This window comes from Luteibacter sp. (assembly GCF_036500425.1).
Lineage (GTDB): Bacteria > Pseudomonadota > Gammaproteobacteria > Xanthomonadales > Rhodanobacteraceae > Luteibacter.
On record NZ_DASYCB010000037.1, the window covers coordinates 41128 to 61777 of the forward strand.

19 protein-coding genes, 1 tRNA gene and 1 pseudogene are annotated in these 20650 nt (G+C 62.4%); 15 read left to right on the top strand and 6 right to left on the bottom strand.

Features of this window, described 5'->3' with window-relative positions:
• Positions 1-35: 35 nt before the first annotated feature.
• Entirely contained in the window at positions 36-1259 is a 1224-nt protein-coding gene (gene chrA / locus VGN46_RS09090; protein ID WP_331642904.1) for a chromate efflux transporter, read from the bottom strand.
• A 126-nt stretch (positions 1260-1385) separates the two neighbouring features.
• Positions 1386-1631 (bottom strand): hypothetical protein, encoded by a 246-nt coding sequence (locus tag VGN46_RS09095; RefSeq protein WP_331642906.1) that lies wholly within the window; start codon positions 1629-1631, stop codon positions 1386-1388.
• A gap of 85 nt (positions 1632-1716) precedes the next feature.
• On the opposite strand from VGN46_RS09095, the gene VGN46_RS09100 reads away from it, so the two are divergent.
• Positions 1717-2253 carry an OmpA family protein gene (locus tag VGN46_RS09100; RefSeq protein WP_331642908.1) on the top strand — a complete coding sequence of 179 codons (537 nt, stop codon included), beginning with the start codon at positions 1717-1719 and terminating at the stop codon, positions 2251-2253.
• A gap of 317 nt (positions 2254-2570) precedes the next feature.
• Here the strand turns inward: VGN46_RS09100 and VGN46_RS09105 are convergent, their stop codons facing one another.
• On the bottom strand, positions 2571-3014 hold the full coding sequence (locus tag VGN46_RS09105; protein ID WP_414675241.1) for an ArsR/SmtB family transcription factor: 444 nt from the start codon (positions 3012-3014) through the stop codon (positions 2571-2573).
• Here VGN46_RS09105 and arsH (VGN46_RS09110) point away from each other — a divergent pair.
• The 8 genes and pseudogenes from arsH (VGN46_RS09110) to VGN46_RS09140 all read left to right on the top strand — a co-directional run bounded on the left by arsH (VGN46_RS09110) (position 3013) and on the right by VGN46_RS09140 (position 15309).
• Complete coding sequence (gene arsH / locus VGN46_RS09110) at positions 3013-3750, top strand: arsenical resistance protein ArsH (protein WP_331642910.1); 738 nt, start codon at positions 3013-3015, stop codon at positions 3748-3750. The genes VGN46_RS09105 and arsH (VGN46_RS09110) overlap by 2 nt on opposite strands.
• Before the next feature lie 4 nt (positions 3751-3754).
• Positions 3755-4153, top strand: coding sequence for an arsenate reductase (glutaredoxin) (gene arsC, locus VGN46_RS09115; protein WP_331642913.1), 399 nt, complete (start codon positions 3755-3757; stop codon positions 4151-4153).
• A gap of 550 nt (positions 4154-4703) precedes the next feature.
• Positions 4704-5078: a hypothetical protein gene (locus VGN46_RS09120; protein WP_331642915.1), complete on the top strand. Its 375-nt coding sequence runs from the start codon at positions 4704-4706 to the stop codon at positions 5076-5078.
• A 159-nt stretch (positions 5079-5237) separates the two neighbouring features.
• Positions 5238-5369 (top strand): annotated as a pseudogene (locus tag VGN46_RS20335) (DUF3606 domain-containing protein); the annotation flags it as partial.
• Positions 5370-6565: 1196 nt separating this feature from the next.
• Positions 6566-11740 carry a YadA-like family protein gene (locus VGN46_RS09125; protein WP_331642917.1) on the top strand — a complete coding sequence of 1725 codons (5175 nt, stop codon included), beginning with the start codon at positions 6566-6568 and terminating at the stop codon, positions 11738-11740.
• An 11-nt stretch (positions 11741-11751) separates the two neighbouring features.
• Positions 11752-12606, top strand: a complete 855-nt coding sequence (locus VGN46_RS09130) for an OmpA family protein (protein WP_331642920.1) — start codon at positions 11752-11754, stop codon at positions 12604-12606.
• Positions 12607-13185: 579 nt separating this feature from the next.
• Positions 13186-14382: a Na+/H+ antiporter NhaA gene (gene nhaA / locus VGN46_RS09135; RefSeq protein ID WP_331642922.1), complete on the top strand. Its 1197-nt coding sequence runs from the start codon at positions 13186-13188 to the stop codon at positions 14380-14382.
• Between the two features lie 129 nt (positions 14383-14511).
• Positions 14512-15309, top strand: coding sequence for a transporter (locus VGN46_RS09140; RefSeq protein ID WP_331642924.1), 798 nt, complete (start codon positions 14512-14514; stop codon positions 15307-15309).
• A gap of 300 nt (positions 15310-15609) precedes the next feature.
• On the opposite strand, the gene VGN46_RS09145 is transcribed toward VGN46_RS09140, so the two are convergent.
• Both VGN46_RS09145 and VGN46_RS09150 read right to left on the bottom strand, forming a co-directional pair.
• Complete coding sequence (locus VGN46_RS09145; protein ID WP_331642926.1) at positions 15610-16053, bottom strand: DUF2147 domain-containing protein; 444 nt, start codon at positions 16051-16053, stop codon at positions 15610-15612.
• A gap of 21 nt (positions 16054-16074) precedes the next feature.
• Positions 16075-16890 carry an oxidoreductase gene (locus VGN46_RS09150; RefSeq protein ID WP_331642928.1) on the bottom strand — a complete coding sequence of 272 codons (816 nt, stop codon included), beginning with the start codon at positions 16888-16890 and terminating at the stop codon, positions 16075-16077.
• 102 nt (positions 16891-16992) lie between these two features.
• On the opposite strand from VGN46_RS09150, the gene VGN46_RS09155 reads away from it, so the two are divergent.
• The 6 genes from VGN46_RS09155 (at position 16993) to VGN46_RS09180 (ending at position 19607) form a co-directional block, all read left to right on the top strand.
• Entirely contained in the window at positions 16993-17436 is a 444-nt protein-coding gene (locus VGN46_RS09155; RefSeq protein ID WP_331642930.1) for a helix-turn-helix domain-containing protein, read from the top strand.
• Positions 17437-17641: 205 nt separating this feature from the next.
• Positions 17642-18001 carry a hypothetical protein gene (locus tag VGN46_RS09160; RefSeq protein ID WP_331642932.1) on the top strand — a complete coding sequence of 120 codons (360 nt, stop codon included), beginning with the start codon at positions 17642-17644 and terminating at the stop codon, positions 17999-18001.
• Positions 18002-18100: 99 nt separating this feature from the next.
• Positions 18101-18352 (top strand): hypothetical protein, encoded by a 252-nt coding sequence (locus tag VGN46_RS09165; protein ID WP_331642934.1) that lies wholly within the window; start codon positions 18101-18103, stop codon positions 18350-18352.
• 137 nt (positions 18353-18489) lie between these two features.
• Positions 18490-18588 (top strand) — tRNA-Ile (locus VGN46_RS09170).
• Positions 18589-18616: 28 nt separating this feature from the next.
• Positions 18617-19384 (top strand): SseB family protein, encoded by a 768-nt coding sequence (locus tag VGN46_RS09175; protein WP_331642936.1) that lies wholly within the window; start codon positions 18617-18619, stop codon positions 19382-19384.
• 19 nt (positions 19385-19403) lie between these two features.
• A complete protein-coding gene (locus VGN46_RS09180) occupies positions 19404-19607 on the top strand; it encodes a hypothetical protein (RefSeq protein ID WP_331642938.1) in 204 nt (67 codons plus the stop codon).
• Positions 19608-19733: 126 nt separating this feature from the next.
• Here the strand turns inward: VGN46_RS09180 and arsH (VGN46_RS09185) are convergent, their stop codons facing one another.
• Positions 19734-20522 (bottom strand): arsenical resistance protein ArsH, encoded by a 789-nt coding sequence (gene arsH / locus VGN46_RS09185; RefSeq protein WP_414675242.1) that lies wholly within the window; start codon positions 20520-20522, stop codon positions 19734-19736.
• Positions 20523-20650 lie beyond the last annotated feature (128 nt).

Here is a 20650-nt window from a genome sequence, read left to right on the forward strand (position 1 = left end):
AGGGTGGCCAAACCCGACTTAACGGGGCGCGTCGTTCAGCCGAGCGCCGCGCGCGCCATCGCCGCCAGGACGCACCACGCCACGACGACGAGAGGCGACCAGCGGGCACCGACGAGCATGGCAAAGCCGACCAGCGCGACCGCAACGTCGCCCGGCGACATCACGGCGCTCACCCACACCGGGTTGTAGAGCGCGGCGGCGAGCAGGCCCACAACGGCGGCGTTGACCCCCGCCAGCATCCGCTTGGCCGCGTCGTACTGGGCCAAGGATTGCCAGAACGGCAAGGCGCCGGCGACCAGCAGCAGTCCCGGCAGGAAGATCCCGACCAGCGCGACAGCCGCGCCCAAAAGGCCTCCCCTGCCGCCATCGAGCTGTTCCCCAAGGTAGGCCGCAAAGGCGAACATGGGACCAGGAACCGCCTGTGCTGCGCCGTAACCGGCCAGGAACACGTCGTTGCCGACCCACCCCGGGCCGACGATGTCGTGCTGGAGCAGCGGCAACACCACGTGGCCGCCTCCGAACACCAACGCGCCGGCGCGGTAGAAAGCGGCTCCCACCTGAACTAGTCCGGGCCATCCTTGCGGCACCAGCACGGCGACCACCAAGAGCGCGGCAAAGATCGCCAGCAGCAGACAGCCGGCCCGGTTGCCGTAGCCTAGGGCGACCTCTTGGCGGGCCCCATGCGCGATAGGTGAGCCCGCCCATAGCCCGGTCAGCGCACCCGCCGTCACGACCACCAGTTGAGTCACGGCCGTGTTGATGGTGATGATCAACGCGGCCGCTACGGCCGCGATCATGGCCCGGGATCGATCCGGCGCCAGGCGCCTTGCCATGGCGCAGACCCCCTGTCCCACGACCGCGACCGCCACGAGTTTGAGCCCGTGGAGAGCCGCCAGTCCGAGCGGGGTCTGCAGGCGCTGGCTCAGGGCTGCAAAGGCGACCAACAGCACGGCCGACGGCAAGGTGAAGGCCAAAAAAGCTGCCACGCCGCCCATCCAGCCGGCGCGTACCAATCCCACGGAGAATCCCACCTGACTGCTCGCCGGTCCCGGAAGAAACTGGCATAGCGCCACTAGGTGACCGAAATGACCTTCGTCCATCCAGCGACGACGCTCCACGAACTCGCGATGAAAGTAGCCCAGGTGGGCAATCGGTCCACCAAACGAGGCAAGCCCCAACTTGAAGAACACCGCGGCCACTTCGCCGACGGTCCCCCGCGAGGCTTCGGAACGTCGAGAGCCGTCAGCAAGCTTGGTCATGTTGTCTCTCTCAGCGCCATGGCGCTCCGCGAAAGCACAACCGTTACGCTAGCGGGGTATCGCGCTGCCAAGGTCGCGCGCCCCCTCATCCGATGCCGTGGTGACCGACACGACGCTGCATGGTGCTCATGCTCGACGCATCCGAGCCGCCACTGCTTCGCGGATCGCCTGTTCGACCGACGCACCGCGAACATGGACCGCTCCCGAGAACTCCCCAAGGACCAACCCGTCGCGCCAAAGCAGGCCCTCGGCGTAGACCACCTGACCGGTGAGTTCAACGCTTAGGCACGCTGTCACGTCACCGCAGGTGACCTGAAGGTAGGTCTTTCCGCTGCCTCGGGAGAGGTCGCTGACGGCAGAGGGAGTCGACATAAACGGACTATCGTAGGAGAGCTGTTGCATGGTCGGGGCCTCAGCGATGCGCGGATGATGCGCCCAGTCCAAGCCCGATGGCGGAATGAGAACGCGTTTCACCCTCGCTTCGTCCTGCTTCCTGCTGGCAGTTGTTGCTGGCTGCAATGGATACGTCAAGAAAGCCGACTTCGACGCAAAGGTCGCCGAGTTGCGCGCCGCCGACCAGAAGCAACAGCAGGAGATCGACAGCCTTTCTGAGCAGATGCGACAGCGCTTCGCAGACTACGACGCGAAAATCGCGCTGATGAAGGGACGCATCCGCGTGGACGCCATAGCGCACTTCGCCTTCAACGATGCCACGCTGCGCGAGGAAGACAAACCGCTCCTGGACGATTTCGCGAAGATTGTTTCCGGTAATTTTCCCAACGCCGTGGTGACCGTGGAAGGCTTTGCGGACGCTGCCGGAAGCAAGGCCCACAACATGCGACTTGGGCATGCACGTGCAAACGTGGTGCGTGACTACCTCATATCCACGGGGCTATCTGCGGGCAGCGTCAAGGCCGTCAGCTATGGCAAGGCCAGGACCGCCAGGTCCTGGAGGACAAGTGGGGAGACGGGGCGGAGGCTAACCGGCGCGTGACGCTAGTGATTGACTATGCCGGAACCCCTGCCGCGCCGGGTAGCGGGTGAGCAGACAGACGCCCATGCACCCACGGCTACGCTTCCTTGCGAGGCACCGCATCGCGACGGCAGTTTTCCTTCTGGTATTGCTCGCCCTGGCGGGCGCGGTCATTCTGGGCCGCGCATGGTCTTTGTACTGGTTCGGCTGCGACGTACTCAAAAAGCCTTTAACCCTGTCCGCAAATATGGAAGCACACGAAAGCGTCCTGAGCTTCAAGTAGGTCGAGTCACGACTCACTTCACGGCAACCATGGGCGCACGCGTTACCGGGTCAGCTTATCGATGTGCCGCGGTTGCCCGTGCCCGCGATCGCCGACTGGCCGCACAGCAATTGGCCGTAAGAAAGCTCATCAAGTTGTCCACTGTCTCGAGGGCCGCGCTGTAGTAGACGAAGCGCCCGTCTCGCCGGCTCGTGACCAGGCCCGCATGGAGCAGTTCTTTCAGGTGAAACGACAGTGTTGCGCTCGGGACGCCGAGGACCTCGCCAACCACGCCGGCCGGAAGCCCGTCTGGAGCATGCTCAACCAACAATCGATAGATGGCCAGCCGACTCTCCTGGGCCAGGGCGCCGAATGCCTTCAGGGCATCCGGGGTCGTCATCGGGGGAGGGGCAATCGCGGGCATGGGGACAGGATAGACGGCAGGGGTGGTCTGGATGCTACTCTCCCGACAAGAATTCGAGATTTCCATAAGTATAGAACTGTAAGTCAGAAAAGCCATGACCCAGGATCTTCCCCACCTGACCCACAGCCTCCCTGCCCCGCAGAAGGACCGATTAGTGCATGCCGAGGACTGGGGCCACCCGCCTCGGATCCTCCTGCTCTACGGGTCCCTGCGGCCACAATCCTTCAGCCGCAAGCTGGCCCTGGAGGCCGAACGCATCCTTCGACACCTCGGCGCAGAGACCCGGGTGTTCGACCCTGCGGACTTGCCCATGCTCGACAGCGTGCCGCCGGACCACCCGAAGGTTCAGGAGCTGCGCGCCCTGTCGCGGTGGTCGGAGGGTCAGGTATGGATCAGCCCCGAGCGGCACGGGACGATCACGGGCGTGTTCAAGAACCAGATTGACTGGCTGCCGCTGGAAGAGGGGAGCGTCCGGCCGACACAGGGTCGTACTCTGGCTGTGCTGCAGGTCTGCGGTGGGTCTCAGAGTTTCAACGTGGTCAACACGCTAAGGGTGCTGGGCCGGTGGATGAGGATGGTTGCCATCCCCAATCAGTCCTCTGTACCCAAGGCCTGGCAGGAGTTCGATGCGGCGGGCCGGATGAGGCCTTCTCCATTTTATGATCGGGTAGTGGACGTCATGGAGGAGCTGATCAAGTTCACGTACCTGGTCCGCGCCCGCTCCGGCTACCTGACGGACCGCTACAGCGAACGGAAAGGCGCCGCGGAAGCCGCGGCCCTTGCCGAGGCGGCCGCGGTCGTTGAGCACCCTGCCCATTCCGACCAGGCTTGACCCGATGAATGCAACGATCTACCACAATCCCGACTGCGGGACGTCGCGAAATACCCTGGCCCTCCTCCGCCATCTGGGCATCGAGCCACGAGTGATCGCGTACCTCGCCACGCCGCCCGACCGGGCCACGCTGGTCGGGCTGATTACGGCCGCCGGCCTGAGCGTGCGGCAAGCTGCTCGCGAGAAAGGCACGCCGTTCGCTGAACTCGGCCTGGGCGATCCCGCGGTGACCGACGACCAGCTCCTGGACGCCATGCTGGCTCATCCCGTCTTGGTCAACCGACCGTTTGTGGTGACCTTGTACGGCACGCGGCTGTGCCGGCCTTCCGAGGTTGTGCTGGAGATAGCCCCACCGCTCATGTCGCCATTCGTCAAAGAAGATGGGGAAATGGTCAGCCCGTGATCTCTTTGGGTGTACGGGGCGCGTCTAGGGAAACCGGTTCGCTTTAGCTTATGTATCCAGATATCGAAACGTTTCGAGACGCTTGGGCAGAATCGCAATTCACGATGGTGTGGGCGCTCTGGGTGAATCGTCGATCAAAATCAGACACCAGCTCGCCGAACGTGGCGTGGTCCCCTTGGTATATCTGCGATGGCCACAAGGCCAGCATCGGGAAACCCGGTCGCTAGCTCTTCCAGGGTGGCAACCGTTGCCTTCGCCAAGTCAAGCGCACAGCCCATGGCCTCAGAGTAGGCAGCAAACCGTCTGGCGATGAGCCGGCGGTGAACCACGCTGCCGTCTGCCCCGGCAATCACGTAAGAGGCGGCATAGCCTCGCCCAGGCACGAGCTGGACGTCGACGTCAATCTGGTATGGGCTGGGGAGCATGGGTCAATCGAACAGGACGGGACCATTCCATCCTGCAAGATGAAGTGTGAGGCGCCAGTGCACGGAATCGTGCCGCCCGGTGGACTCGCCTGCCGTCGTTTCCCTTCATCTGGTAAGGTCCGGTCATGTCCCGTCAACTCCTCGCAGTGGTCATTGAACCGAGTACCGCCCTCGCCCAGACCGTGGCTGAGGTGCTCGGCCAGCGTGGCTTTGAGACGTTGACCGCCTCGACCCACGCCGGGGCTGCCCGTCAGGTCGAGCAAATCACCTGCGTTGATTTCCTCGCTGCGGCGGTGCCCGCCCCTGGCGAGGACCATGCGGGCGCCTATCTCGAAGAGGCACAGAAGAAGAATGCCGGCATGAAGGTCGTGGTAATGCTCTCCGACCCAGATGAACCGGCGGATGATGCCCCCAAGGGGGCCGTGCGTATCATCAAGCCCTTCAGCCGCGACGAGCTGATGGCCGCCGTCGACCGCGCCATGGAAACGAAGGGCGTTTAGGTCGAACGGTTTCACGTCAATCACGGGCCCGTTGAGCCCTTTTCAATAGGCTGTTGACAGCGCGCTGGGCAGATTCCGTTTATCGAGAAGACCGGAATTCCGCGTGTCCGACCATTTCAACCGAGTCACCTACATCAATCCGGATGACCCCAGGATGTCGCTCTCTGGGCGTTTGTCCTCGATGTGACGCCAGCTACGGTCTATGCAGCAGTGGCAGAGGTCGGCACCGACGCTATGGCCGTCCAGACGCATCTAAAGGGCAAGCCGCCCGGTCCGAAGGTCGGCAGCTAGGAAGCAGGCGGAAACAGGGACCCGGTGTTCATTGGAGACCACGGTCCTGTCTTAACCTTGATTGCAGGCCGGGTGTTGACCGTCGAAAAACGCCAAGGTGAAGGCCTGCTGTCAATTGCCCGGCCGCATAGTCGTCCCGTGGTATGCGCTGCATTGACACCTGCTCGAGGACTCGGGTGCCAGCGTCAGGTTTTTTCCAGAGGACACTGACATGAACCAGCGGGAAGAAAACCACGAAAAAATCTGGTTGCTCATCAAAGACGCCCCCCGACCACGCCCTACTGAATGCAATGCGAGCCGAAGGGACTGCTCTCGACGAAGCCTTGCTTGACGGTCGGCCGAGAGTTGATTGAAAAGGCGCCACTTGAGCTGTAACTCCCTGTGCGCAGGCGGTTGTCATCGGTGACCGGGATACGTCCTTGGCTTGGTCCATGAATAGTCAACGCAGGGTGCGCCAGGCGCGCGTGTGGATCGCAGGGAGAGCACGCTCCGGGTGAGTGTCAGCCGCTCGGCCGCGTAGCGGCGGACCGGTCGGCGGGAACACGCGAAGGCGACCGCCGCGCGGTCATGGTCAGGTTTCCCGGAGGCTACGTCGCGGAAATCCACGGCGCGGTGCACTGAAACGGTACGCACCTCCTTCGCGTCGAAGCAACCGCCGTGCCATTTTGTCCTACAAATTCGACATCAGAAAAATGTGATTATTTTGTGAGATAGATGTCACGATTTAGATCGTGCATATCTTTCCTGTAGGAGTATTTGAGCTATAAAAAATCATGGGGCACGTTCCGGTCTTCAGGCCGGCTGAACATGGAAGAAATCTGCAGGGGGGAGTGGCACACGCGATGGATAATTCGTACCCATCCAGGTGGACTAGCGAGCGGAATGTCCGGACAGGCTGGTGTCTGTGTCGAAACCATTCCAGCATTCCTCGAGCGGGGAGCCACGGCTTTGCCCGCACCGGGGCCCAACATCCCCCGCCCTCGGCACGCCACCGATTACGACCAAGCCTGGCTTGAGTCTTCTCGTCGTTCGACGGGACGGATGACGTCCGCGCGTGATCGTGCGCGGACGTAAATAAGAAGAAAGCAAGCCCTCCACCCGGACGCGTCTCTGCGTTCGCGGCCCTTTGCGCGCCTGCGTTTCAGTTCCCAACCACGCTCCCCCCCGGTGCATCAGCCCATGCAGAAGGAAATCGTATGAACAAGATACATAGCAAAGTCTGGAACCGCGCGCTGAACCAGCTCGTGGTCGCTTCGGAGACAGCCACGTGCCATCGCGGCGGTAGCCAGGGACAGGGTCGTCGCAGGTCGCCGTCAGGCAGCCTTGCTCCCATGGCCTTGACCCTGTTGATAGCCGCGGGGTCGATCGGATGGAGCGGATCGGCGGAGGCACAGGCGGTCGATTGCACCGGAGCGCCCTATAACACCTATAACAGCACCGCGTCGTGCATGGGCTATGGGGCTGGCGCCAGCGGCATCGGAGCCACGGCGGTTGGGTCGCTGGCCAAAGCCAACGTATTGGGTGCCCTTGCGCTCGGCTATAGCTCGACTTCCAATGCCCAGAACGGGATAGCCGTTGGCTTCGGCGCCTACTCCAATGCCATCAATTCCGTTTACATCGGCGCGCGTACCGCTAACGGCACGGGTGCGCTCGCCGGTGGCGCCATCGGTGTCGGCACGGACGTTACCGCTTCGGGTGCCAATTCGATCGCCATCGGCACCCAGTCCGCGTCGACCGCCGGCCAAGGTGTCGCCATGGGCATCAACTCGCGCGCCACCGGAACGGCCGCGACGGCGATAGGCCCGGCCGTCACCGTCGCCGGAGTGGGTGCCGTCGGCATGGGGAACAGCGCGTCGGTGGACGTGAACTCCGCCAACAGCGTCGCTATCGGTAGTCTGTCGAAGACGGTCGGCGCCCAGAACGCCGTCGCCCTCGGCACGTCCGCCGCGGCAAACAATGGACAGGCAACGGCGGTCGGCGGATTCACGGTAGCGACAGGGGAAGGAGCGACTGCCCTCGGCCTTTCGTCGCAAAGCGTTTTTGCTCACGCGACCGCCATTGGTTGGCAGGCCTACTCCACTGCCCTCAATGCGGTCTACCTCGGTTCCCGCACCGTCGGAACAGGTGCATCGGCCGAGTCGGCCATCGCCATCGGTACGGACGTGAGTTCGTCGGGTCTCTATTCCATCGGCATGGGATTGCAAGCGAACGCGAGCCAGGCGGATGCCATCGCCATCGGCAGGCAGGCTAAGGCTACTGGTATCAATTCCATGTACCTTGGCGCGCTTCAAAGCGGTATCGCTGGCAGCGGCGCCACGGCGAACAACGCCATTGCCGTGGGTATCGACATCACCGCCAGCGGCGTGGGAGCGGTCGGCATGGGCAACTTCGTCGTTGCGTCGGGTACGAACAGCACCGCCTTGGGTAGCAGTTCGGCAACGGCGACGAACGCCGTAGCGCTCGGTCGCATGAACGCCGCTTCAGGCAACAACAGCGTGGCGATAGGCACGTCATCGCAGGCACAGGCGGCATCCACGATAGCGATCGGCGACACCAACACCGTCGCAGCCGCCGCCGGCGCGGGTTCGCTCGCCGCCGGTCACAATTCGCAGGTGCTTGGCGGTCTCGGCGCCGTCGCGCTGGGCGAAGCACAGACCGCCAACGGTAACGGCGCGGTCGCCATCGGCGATCCGAACTCCGCCATCGGCAACGGCGCCGTGACCGTTGGCTCGAACAACACCGCGAATGGCGATGGCGCGGTGGCGGCGGGTAATGGCAACAACGCCCAAGGTGTTGGCTCGGTCGCCCTGGGCAACGCCAGCAGCGCGCTCGGCGCTGGCTCGGTAGCCTTCGGCAACACCGCCACGGCGAACAACGCTAACGACGTCGCGCTGGGCTCCGGGTCCACGACCACCACGGCGGTGGGCACGCCCAATGCCGTCATCAACGGCACCACCTACGCCTTCGCCGGCACGACGCCGGGTTCGACGGTGAGCGTGGGCGCGGCGGGTGCGGAGCGCACCATCACCAATGTAGCGGCGGGCCGCATCGATGGCGGCAGTACCGATGCCATCAACGGGTCGCAGTTGTTCGCGACCAATCAGGCCGTCGGAACGTTGGGCACGAGTGTCACCAACCTCGGCAACACGGTGACCAACCTGGGCAACACCATCGCCACGACGGTCGGCGGCGGCACCACCTACGATCCCAGCACGGGCAACATCACCACCAGCGTTACCTATGGCGGCAATACCTATAGTTCGCTGCAACAGATCTTCAACCAGATCGGTGGCGACGTGACCGCGGGCGCCATGCATTACTTCAGCGTCAACGACAATGGCACGCCCGGCGCGAACTATGCCAACGACGGTGCCAGCGGCCTCAACGCACTGGCGGCGGGTGTCGGTGCCACGGCTACCGCCGACAACGGCACGGCGCTGGGCCAGGGCACCGGCGTGTCGGTGCTCGGCGGCGTGGCACTGGGCTCCGGCGCGGTGTCCGATCGCGCGATCGCTCCCACCTCCGGTTCGATCCTGGTCGGCACCAATGTGATTCCGTACAACACGACGGATCGCACCCTGCTCGGCTCGGTATCCGTGGGCAACACCACCGATTTCCGCCAGGTCACCAACGTGGCGGACGGCACGGAGGACCAGGACGCGGTGACCTTGCGCCAGTTGAAGGGCGCGATGAGCTCGTTCTCGGTCACGCCGATCAAGTATTTCCATGCCAATTCCGCCGCCACCGACTCGGCGGCCATCGGTGCGGAATCCGTCGCCATCGGCCCGCAGACGACGGTGAACGGCGATAACGGCATCGGCATGGGCAACGGTGCGATCGTGCAACAGACCGCGCCGGGCGGCACGGCGATCGGACAGAACGCGACGGTGAACCTCGCCGATGGCGTGGCGCTGGGTACCAATGCGGTATCGAACGGTATCCAGGCGTTGGCCCTGGGCGCGGGTTCGCAGGCGGCGTTCGCCGGCAGCGTGGCACTCGGTGCGGGTTCCGCGACGGATGCGGCGGTGGGTACCGCCAATACGGTCATCAATGGCACCACCTACGCGTTCGCGGGAACGACGCCGGGCTCGACGGTGAGCGTGGGCGCGGTCGGTGCGGAGCGGACCGTCACCAACGTAGCGGCCGGTCGTGTCGACGGCGGCAGCACCGATGCGATCAACGGTTCACAGCTGTTCGCGGCCAACCAGGCGATCGGCACGGTGGGTACCACGGTCACGAACCTGGGCAATACGGTAACAAATCTAGGCAACACCGTAACGAACCTGGGCGACACCATCGCCACGACGATCGGTGGCAGCACCACCTACGATCCGGCCACCGGCACGATCAACACCAGCATCACGTACGGTGGCAACACGTACAGTTCCTTGCAGCAGATCTTCAACCAGATCGACACCGGCGGTATCAAGTATTTCCACGCCAACTCCAACCTCGCCGATTCCCTGCCTAACGGATTGAACAGCGTGGCGATCGGGCCGGTATCGACGGCCAACACGGAAAACGCCGTGTCGATCGGTAACGGTGCCACCGCCGGTGCCAACGTGGGTGACGTGGCATTGGGCGCGGGCAGCACCACGGGGACGGTGGTGCAGACCGCCAGCGGAACCATCGCAGGCAACACCTATGCCTACACCGGTACCACGCCTGGCAGCACCGTGAGTGTCGGTGCGGTGGGTGCCGAGCGCACCGTCACGAACGTCGCGGCAGGACAGGTGAACGGCAACAGCACCGATGCGATCAATGGCTCGCAGCTGTTCGCCACCAACCAGGCACTGGACACGTTGAACGACACGGTGGCCGCCAACGCCATCCACTACTACAGCGTCAACGACAACGGCACGCCCGGTGGCAATTACGCCAACGACGGCGCGACCGGCCTCAACGCATTGGCGGCGGGTGTCGGCGCCACGGCCGCCGCGGATAACGCGACGGCCCTGGGCCAGGGCGCCGGCGTCTCCGTGCTCGGCGGCGTGGCGCTGGGTTCCGGTGCCGTGTCCGATCGTGCGATCGCGCCAACCTCCGGCTCGATCCTTGTCGGCACCAACGTGATTCCGTACAACACTACGGATCGCACCCTGCTCGGCTCGGTATCTCTAGGTAACGCCACGGACTTCCGACAGATCACCAACCTGGCGGATGGCACGGAAGATCAGGATGCGGTGAGCCTGCGCCAGTTGAAGGGTGCGATGAGTTCGTTCTCGGTGACTCCGATCAAGTACTTCCACGCCAACTCCACCGCTTCCGATTCATTGGCGGCCGGTGCCGAGTCGGTGGCAATCGGTCCGCAGACCACGGTGAACGGCGACAATGGCATCGGCATGGGCAACGGCGCGATCGTGCAGCAGACCGCGCCGGGTGGCACGGCGATCGGCCAGAACGCGACGGTGAATCTCGCCGATGGCGCGGCCTTGGGTACCAATGCGGTGTCGAATGGTATCCAGGCGCTGGCGCTTGGTGCTGGATCGCAGGCGGCCTTCGCCGGCAGCGTGGCGTTGGGTTCGGGTTCGTCGACGGATGCGGCGGTGGGTACGGCGAGCACCACGCTCAACGGCACCACCTATGCTTTCGCGGGCACGACACCGGGCTCGACGGTGAGCGTGGGTGCATTGGGCGCCGAACGTACGATCACCAACCTGGCGGCTGGCCGGATCAGTGGCAGCAGCACCGACGCCATCAATGGCTCGCAGCTGTACGCGACCAACCAGACGCTGGAGTTGTTGGGCTCGCAGATCATCAACCTGTCCAATGTCGTCAATAACTTCCCGCCCGGGGGCGGTGGCAGCACGACAAACAACACCTACCAGAACAGCGGCGACAACAACTCGCCATCGACCGCCGCGGGCGACAACAGCACGGCGATCGGTGCTGGTTCGTCGGCCACGGGTGACAACAGCGTCGCGATTGGCGCGGGCTCGGTGGCCAACGAGTCCAACACCGTCTCCGTCGGTTCGGTGGGTAACGAGCGCACGATCACCAACGTGGCGGCCGGTGTGAACCGCACCGACGCGGTGAACGTGGGCCAGCTGGACCAGGCGATCGAGAGCGCGAAGAACTGGACCAAGGACTATGTCGACCAGCGCTTCCAGAGCGTGGATCGTGACCTCAACCGCATCGGCAACCGTGCCAACGCGGGCATCGCCTCGGCGATAGCCATGTCGAGCCTGCCGCAGGCCTACCAGCCGAACCAGAATGCGGCAGCGGTGGCGGCGGGCAGCTTCCATGGCGAGACCGGCATCGCCGTCGGCATGTCGGCCATTACCGAAAGTGGACGCTACGTGCTGAAGCTCAACGCCACGACCAACTCGCGTGGCGATGCCGGCGCGGGCGTCGGCGCGGCCGTGGTGTGGTGAGGAGCGAATCCATGAATGCTATCCAAGGAATCAAGAACATGCGCACATCGTTGAAAGGCATCTGCGTGGTTTCGCTCGCGCTGGCGTTGGCCGCCTGTGGAAACATCAGTCACGAGGTCGCAAAGGACGGTCGCTCGGCAGGCGAAGTGGTTTGGCCGGCGGTAGATGACGTCACTCCCATGCACAACGGCGGCACGTTTCCGAACGTGTCGAACTTGCGGCAGGTGAGATCGGGCCTCAACAAACAGCAGGTATCCGATCTTATCGGCTATCCCCACTTCAGCGAAGGCATCTGGGGCGTGAGGGAGTGGAACTACGTGTTCAACTTCCGCAAGCCCGGCAGCGACGAAGTGACCGTATGCCAATACAAGGTGTTGTTCGACGATGACAAGCTGGCCCGCAGCTTCTACTGGAAACCCGAGGCGTGTGCCGACTTCCTCAAGGAAGCGGTGCCCGCTCCCGTACCGGCCGCCGCCGAACCGGTGGCGGCGCGCATGCCGCGCGTGCTGTCCGCCGACGCAATCTTCGCCTTCGACAGCGCCGAGCTGTCGCCAGCGGGCAAGGTCGGTCTGGACGAGATGGCCACGACGCTGCGCGATCAAGGAGAGAAGCTACGATCCGTGCGCATCGTCGGCTACACCGATCGCCTCGGCAGCGATGCCTATAACAAAGCCTTGTCGCGGCGGCGCGCCGAGGCGGTGAAGGGTTATCTCGTTGCGCGGGGCATCCCCGCCGATCGCGTGAACGCGGAGGGCCTGGGCGAGGCCGATCCGGTGAAGGGTTGCGAGGATGCGCCGCGCGGACAGTTGATCGGATGCCTGGCGCCTAATCGTCGCGTGGAGATGTGGGTGACCGGGGTCGAATAAGGATAAGTGGCCCATCAGGTGGGTCCCGTTGCCGGAATACCCGCATGGCGAAGACCCTTCTGACCCTTTACGGAGCCAAGATCTAACTGCGTTTGGTGACTGTCGTCATTCCGGCTTATCGCGGCGACCCACAGCGGGGAGCTCTGCCCCTAAGTCACAGCTACGACCTGTCATGAGCGGTGCGGCGGCGGTCGACGAACGGGACCCTCATCGAAAGTGCCAGCGCGCGGAGCCTTGATGGTCGCAGCCACTCAGGCGACCATCAGGGACGAGCGGGAGACGAGCGGAACGCGCCCAGCTAGCTTCCATTACCCTTGATAACCGTCCCTAATCGCGCTGCCCTGGCCCGACGGGATCAAAGGTAAGCAGGAAGAATGATCTAAGGGTGGTCCGAAGCCTCCAACCTGGATTCGCACCATCACTGACGGACGCGTCAAGGCGCGAACTGGAGGTGATCACGGCAGTAATTCTGGGCCGGCTAGCAGGGCCATGGTCAGAGCGAGCCGATATGTGCCCTAAACCGCTTGGTGTTTCGTTGCTTCTCGCTTAGGGTGATCACTGGCTTTTTCGAAACCCTCTATGCTTCCGTCTCTGATTTGGCGCCCTCTCCAGCGGATCCTCGATTTCATGTCCGGCTCCGCCGTCGGCGGCATCGTGCTCATGGGAGCGGCGGGCCTCGCGATGATTGTGGCCAACTCCCCGTTGGCCCAAGCCTATCAACAGGGCCTTGAGATCCACCTTGGGCCACTGTCGCTGCTCCACTGGGTCAATGACGGACTGATGGCCGTCTTCTTCTTGCTCGTCGGGCTGGAGATCAAGCGGGAGTTCGTAGACGGAGAGCTGGGCAGTAACCCTTTGCGTATCTTGCCCGGCCTTGGCGCGCTCGGCGGCATGGTCGTCCCCGCCGCTATCTACCTGGCCTTCAATGCGTCCCACCCAGTTTCCCGGAACGGCTGGGCCATCCCGTCGGCCACCGACATCGCCTTTGCCCTGGGCATCGCCGTCTTGCTCGGCTCCCGCGTGCCCACCTCGTTAAAGGCATTTCTTGCCGCTCTCGCGATCATTGACGACCTGGGCGCCGTGGTCATCATCGCCGTGTTCTACACCCCGGACCTCAACTTGGGCTACCTCGCGGTGGCGCTTGGCGTGGTGGGGGTAATGATCGGCTTGAATCGCGCAGGCATCCGGATGCTCACGCCCTATTTGCTGCTGGGACTCGGCCTCTGGGTGCTCGTCTATGCGTCCGGGGTCCATGCGACGCTGGCAGGCGTCGCCACCGCATTGTGTATTCCCTTGCGCGACAGCGAAGGCCGCCTCCCCTCGGACGGAGATTGTTCGCACTCCCCGCTACTCCAGTTGGAGCATGCGCTTCATCGCCTGGTGCCGATCACGGTGCTGCCACTGTTCGGGTTCGCCAACGCAGGAATCTCTTTCGCCGGCATCGGGGCCGAACAGTGGCTCGCACCAACCACGCTGGGTGTCGGGATGGGGCTGGCCGCCGGCAAGGTCATCGGCGTCTTTGGCGCAGCCACGCTGGCCATCAAGGCGGGATGGGCCCAGATGCCCAGACAAGCCACCCTTGGACAACTGTTCGCCACCGCATGGTTATGCGGCATCGGATTCACTATGTCGTTGTTCATTGGGATGCTGGCCTTTCCCAGCCATCCCGAGCTTCAGGATGAGGTGAAGCTCGGCATCCTGGCAGGGTCGGTGCTCGCGGGCGCCGTAGGCGCCGCGGGTTTCGTCCTCGCCAAATCGAAGCAGCAACCTAGATAGCTCCTCAACTTTTTGCGCACACTTTACGGGGCTGAAGCCGCAGCGGTCCCTGTTTTTACGGCGCCCTCCCTATTGTCTTCGGTTCCCGCTCCATGGCCCTCGCTGGCGGGCGCCGCACTAGGAACCGTTGTGAAGACATCCGCGCTGATTGCCGCCTTCTTGGCGCTGTCCCTATCCGGCCTCGCGCACGCGCAAGCCACCGACGACAGCCCTCTTTGCACCGACCGCCCGACCAAGGCCAACGCCACTTGCCCCGTTCCCGAAGGCGATTGGCAGCTGGAAACAGACATTGGGAACACCCTTCATGACGCTCAAGAGGCGAACGAAACGGATACTTTGTATCCCCTAAATCCGACACTGAAATACGGCCTCGGGGGCGCCACCGACCTGGAGGCCAACTGGGCGCCCGACGTGCGGGTTCACACCCATGCGGACGGCTCCCATCAGCGTCGACACGGTCAGGGGGATTTGGTCATTCGGTTGAAAACCCGGCTCTACAGTTCCGACCAGGCGTCGGTGGCCGTCATCCCCTTCGTGAAGGCACCCGCCGCGCGTTCGGGATTGGGGAATGATCGGTGGGAGGGTGGATTAGCAGTGCCGGTCGGCGTCACGCTACCGGCCGGCTTTTCGCTCACGCTGGGCCCGGAGCTCGACCACCTTGCGGACGCCGATGGGCATGGACACCACACGGCGCTGACCAATCTGGTTAACGTGGCGCACGCCCTGACGGGTCGGCTGACCCTGGCGGTGGAGTATTGGGAGCAACGCAACTGGGACCCATCCGGCTTGACCAAACAGCAATCTGCTGACGTGGCATTGAGTTTCGCCATGGCGCCAGACTTCCAGCTGGATGTGGGCGCGAACTTGGGACTCAACGATCAAACACCAGATCAGCAAATCTATTTGGGCTTCGCCCATCGCTGGTAACAGTCAGTGGTAACGCTGGCATTGAAAATGCCACCCGTTTACGCTGTTATACCAGCGCTCATGATCAGTTTCACCAGCCTTCGTCGCCGCGACCTTCCTCTAGGCTGACCACGCGCAACGCAGTGCTAGCCTGTCACCGGAGGCGCATCTCTTATACGACAGGGACAGAAGACTTCTCGATCATCCCTCGGAGAGACATCGCATCGATCTGGTTGATACGCATTTCGTATTGCGTAGGCACAGAGCCTCAGCGTTTGTTGCTAACCTCATCAACAACATGACGATCGGCTTGCGGTTACCTCATTGAACCCGTGACCAATATTGATTGCGAAAGAAGGGCCCTATGTAACCGCGAATCTCCAGCCTATTTCCGCCCTCGATCGGCTTAAGTCGTACTCGATAGACCTTGCCGTTGTTTGGATCGAGAATGTTGCCTCCATCCCAGGTCCCATCCCCCGCGGTTTTGACGTCGCGCATGATCACCATGCCAAGCATGGGCTGGTCTTTGCGTTCGTCGGTGCATTTTATGCACTTGGCATCTTGCCTAGCGGGATCAAGCAAAGCCTCCATCTTTCCACTTAGTAGACCACCTGATTCCGTGACACGAACGAGCGATAAAGGCTGCTTGGTGTCGTCATCAAACACTCGCCACAAGCCGACGGGGGTGCTTTGCGCAAATACACTCCCACTCGCCAACACCAGAAAGGCCGAAAGCATCTTCAAAACATGGCTATTTTTCTTCATGTTATTGGTTCTCTTATCCAATCAGACGGACATGCCATTGATCTTTCGCAGGGTCTTGTCGACCATGGATTCCGGTAGGAAGCGACGCATAAAACGGACCTGGTTGGCCTGCTTGCCCGCGGGGTAGCGTAACCTCGGTGTCTCCGCCGTCGCTGCCTTCACCACGGCAGCAGCGACCACGTCGGGAGCATCGCCCGTCTTTATCCAATCCCTCATGAGATTTTCCGCGCGAGTGCGCTCGGTGTCATGCAACGCGAGGGGTTGATCCGGCCGCGTGAGATTCTCCTCAAACGACGTCCGTGTAACGCCTGGCTCCACGAGCACAACTCGAATGCCGGTTGCTCGTACTTCATGATCCAACGACTCGGAATAGCCCTCCACCGCGTGTTTTGTGGATGCGTACAAGGCGTTATACGGGGAGGGTATCCATCCCAAGATGGAGCTCATATTGATGATGCGCCCCTTCTTCTGACTGCGCATGGTCGGTAGCACAGCGTTTGTCACGCGAAGGACGCCAAAGACATTCACGTCAAACAGCGCTTTCGCCTGCGCCGCGGATGATTCTTCTGCTCCACCAAGCAACCCGATACCGGCGTTGTTGACCAGTACGTCGATGCGCCCCGCCTGCTTCACCAGCTCCGCGACCATGAGGCGTACAGAGTCATCGTCCGTCACATCGCAAATCAGCATCGTGATTCCGGCGGGAGGATTCGAGACTGCCTTGCGACTGGTACCGAACACGCGATATCCCGCACCCTGAAGGGCCAGGGCAGTAACTTTGCCAATGCCAGAGGAAGCCCCCGTCACCAGGGCGACTCCTAACTGATTGTTACGCATGCATATTCTCCAAAGGCGGTTGATAACCCAGTCTTGGGCAGTTACTATCTAATCGATAGAAACTATACCCCGCCTTTTCCGGGAAGTCACTATCAAAACAGTATGAACGGTAAAAATCTTTGTGATGACCCCTGCCCGATCGCCCGGAGCCTTGCGTTCATGGGCGACGCATGGAGCATGTTGATCCTGAGGGATGCTCATGCCGGGCTTACGCGCTTCGACCAATTTCGAAAGAGCTTGGGCATTGCCCCGACCATCCTTACTCGGCGGCTGGCGACACTCACGGAAGAGGGACTGCTGGAAAAGCGGCGCTATTCTGAGCGCCCGCCACGAGAGGAATATCTGCTAACCGAAGCCGGGCGCGACTTTCTTCCGGCGCTGTGCGTCATCGGTGCGTGGGGACGGAAGCATCGAGGCGGAGGAAAGATGATTCGTTTTTTGGACTCAGAGACGGGCACGGATATCAAACCAGTGGCCATCGACCAAGTCACGGGAATGATGATTGGAACGCGCCCGATAATCATCGTTACACCGAATGATCCATAGCTGGTGCGATTCATCCATCAGCCGTCACGGCTTTTGACCCCTATGGGATGGGCATGTGTATTCCCAAGGTGGGGTCCAACTGTTGGAAACATGATCACTGCCGGTCAAGCGATCGCAGTGAAGCGGTCCTCTAATCAGACAGCCGGATGAGTTTGCCTTCGTCTTCGTCGATCCGTTCGGCTGGAAGGGCATCGTCGAGCCAGCGGTGCTTGCGCCGTTCCTAAAGTGTCCGCACACCGAGTTGCTGATCAACGTCATGTGGAACTTCATCAACCTCGCGACCGGGCTGGCCGAACAGGAAAATAACCTCATCGCCGTGTTCGGTGCCGACTGGCGTGACGCGCTGGCCGTCGGCGGTGAAACCAAGAAGCGAGAAATCATGCGCCGTTATCGCGGCAAGCTCGCTCAGGTCTGCGACGGTCATGCGTCGCAGCGCTTGCGCACGGCGATGTTGCCTGTCGAATACATCGACAAGAAGAAGGTCATCTTCAATCTCGTGTACGCCACCCACAATGCGACCGGTCTGGTTGTGTTCTGGGAGGAGGCGGAGAAAACGGCTCTGTAGCAGACCCGACTGAAACTGCAGCACCGGCTGAATACGAAGGCAAAGAAGGGTGGCCAGAGCGACTTCTTCACCGCCGACGAGCACGAGGAGGAGCCCTCGATGCCGTCCTACGATCTGAAACTCGCCTGGTTGAAACGGATGCCCCGCGTCGGCGATACGCTGACGGTCGGCATGATGGCCATGGCCGACCTGATCGAAGAAACCGACGGGCTACTCTCCGAACTGCAGGCGGCGCTCGCGGAACTGATCAAAGAGGGCATCGTCGAGAATGCGCACGCCAAGCGGCCGCGCCCGGTCAATGCAGTGAATTTCCGCAAGGACGGGACCTTGCGCCGGCTCAAGATCGCCTGAGGTCGCCGGTGGGATATCGCCGGCCATCCCATAAGTATTCACCCTCACCCTAACCGGGGCTGATACCATCCGCCCATGATCCATCCCATGCGCCACCGCGAACGAATACCCGCCGCCTCGCGCTGAGGTATTCGTTTGCCCTCGTGGCCGAGAGGTTAGGCGTCCGGTTTATATCCGGATAAAGGCAGTGGCCTGATAAGCCACGCATGCAGGTTCGAGTCCTGCCGGGGGCACCACCGTCGGGCAAGCGCGAGGGGCGAGGCAGTGGTTAGTGCGGTCAAACTCAGCCGGCTCCTGGCCCGTGCCACGGTGGATCATCGGGAAGAACCGGCGTTTTTTCAGGCGCTGTTGAAGGCGAACGTGTATGCCCATGTCCCCAAGGACGATCCGGTCGGGCGCCGCCTCCGATTCATCCAGTTCAACCATCCCGAGACGGGCGTCCTGATCCTGCCGTTTTTCACCGACGAGGCGAAAGCGCGTGCCGCCGCCGGCACCTCCGCTCGCGTGGTTGCATTGCCGGGCCGGATGTTCCTCGAAGCGACTGTGGGGGCGACGCTCATGCTCAATCCCAACGACGAGCACGGCACGCTCTATCCGGAAGAGGTAAAGACGCTCCTGGCGACAGGGCGAATGGCGCGCCTCAACAAAGTCACGGTCGCTGCAGGCAGCGAACCAGTGGTAAAGCCGCTGGAGACGATACCGCCGTGGCTCGTGGATCTTCTACTGGTCTCGCTGGCCAAGCTTCCTTTCGTCGAGCTTGCCTACATAGCCTCCATGCATGCAGCCGACGGGGCGACGCCCAGCAGCACGCTGTTGGCCATAGGCACCGAAGCGGGTTTAGGAGAGCGCGCCGTCCATGCGGTTATCTCGGACCTGCAGCCGGCCTGTGAGGAACATCGGATGGCCTTAGACATCACCTATTTCGAGCCGGGGCAACGTCCACCGTGTATCGGCGGCCTGGAACTGACGCCGATCTATGACAAGAAATGGGGCGAGCGCTTGGTCGACGTCCCGTCAACTAGTCCGAACTAAAATCCAAAGGACGGAACTGATGGAGCGTGAAGAGGTGAGGCCTGGTCTGCGCGTGCAGATCACGCATAAGACAAAGTACGGTGGCCATCGTTGGCTTGCGTCTGCGCAGGTGCTCAGGGTGGTACACCCCGATTCCGGAAGCCCAAATATACGGATCATGTTTCTCGACGGGGCTGCAGATGTCTTCCACAGCGTCGATCCGGCCGATCTCGACTTCGAGTGACTTGCTCGGCACGGCACACGCTCAAGGAAATACTGCACACGGGGCAATAGCCTGCAACCGCAGTCGTGCGGTTGAACCGTCCACTTCATTTTGGGGATGCCAGTAGCTGGCGGCTCGAAAGGAACCTTAGTACTTACAGTTGCTTATGGTGCAAGTGGCGCCTTTTTTCCCGATTCTCGGCCGACCCTCGGTTTCGTTGGTCTCAACGACGGCTGACGCCCTGGCCAGGGCATGTGCCTCGGCGGCGCCCTTGCGTTCACTGTAGCGGTCGACAAGGTACTCACTGCGGCCACGAACCAGAAGAGTGAACTTCATCAGCTCCTCCATGACGTCGACGACACGGTCGTAGAAGGGCGATGGCTTCATACGGCCGGCGTCATCGAACTCGGTCCAGGCTTTGGCGACCGAAGACTGATTCGGGATGGTGACCATGCGCATCCAACGACCCAACACGCGCAGCGCGTTGACAACATTGAACGACTGTGAGCCGCCGTTGACTTGCATGACAGCGAGGGTGCGTCCTTGGGTCGGCCGTACGCCACCGCTTTCCAACGGCAACCAGTCGATCTGGTTCTTGAAGACTCCGGTCATCGTGCCATGCCGTTCCGGACTGACCCAGACATGGCCCTCCGACCACAGCGACAGCGCACGTAGTTCCTGCACTTTGGGATGATCTGCCGGCGCGCTGTCGAGCATCGGCAGGTCCGCCGGATCGAAGACCCACGTTTCTGCACCCAAGTGGCGCAGGATCCGCTCCGCTTCATGGGCCAGCTTACGGCTGAACGACTGCGGGCGCAGCGAGCCGTAGAGAATGAGGATGCGCGGCGGGTGACCGGGGTCGCCGCTGGCGGTGAGGGCCTCCCATGCTGGGTGCGGCAGATCGCCAGTGATATGGGGCAGATCAACAAGGGACACGGCGCCTCCGAATCTTGCGCGAGAGCGACGATTCTATCATTCTAGAAACGTGGAGACAAAACCATCGTCGGAGCCCAGTCAGCGCGCGACACGTCGGCGGCGCGAACGACTGCGGGCCACTCACGGCG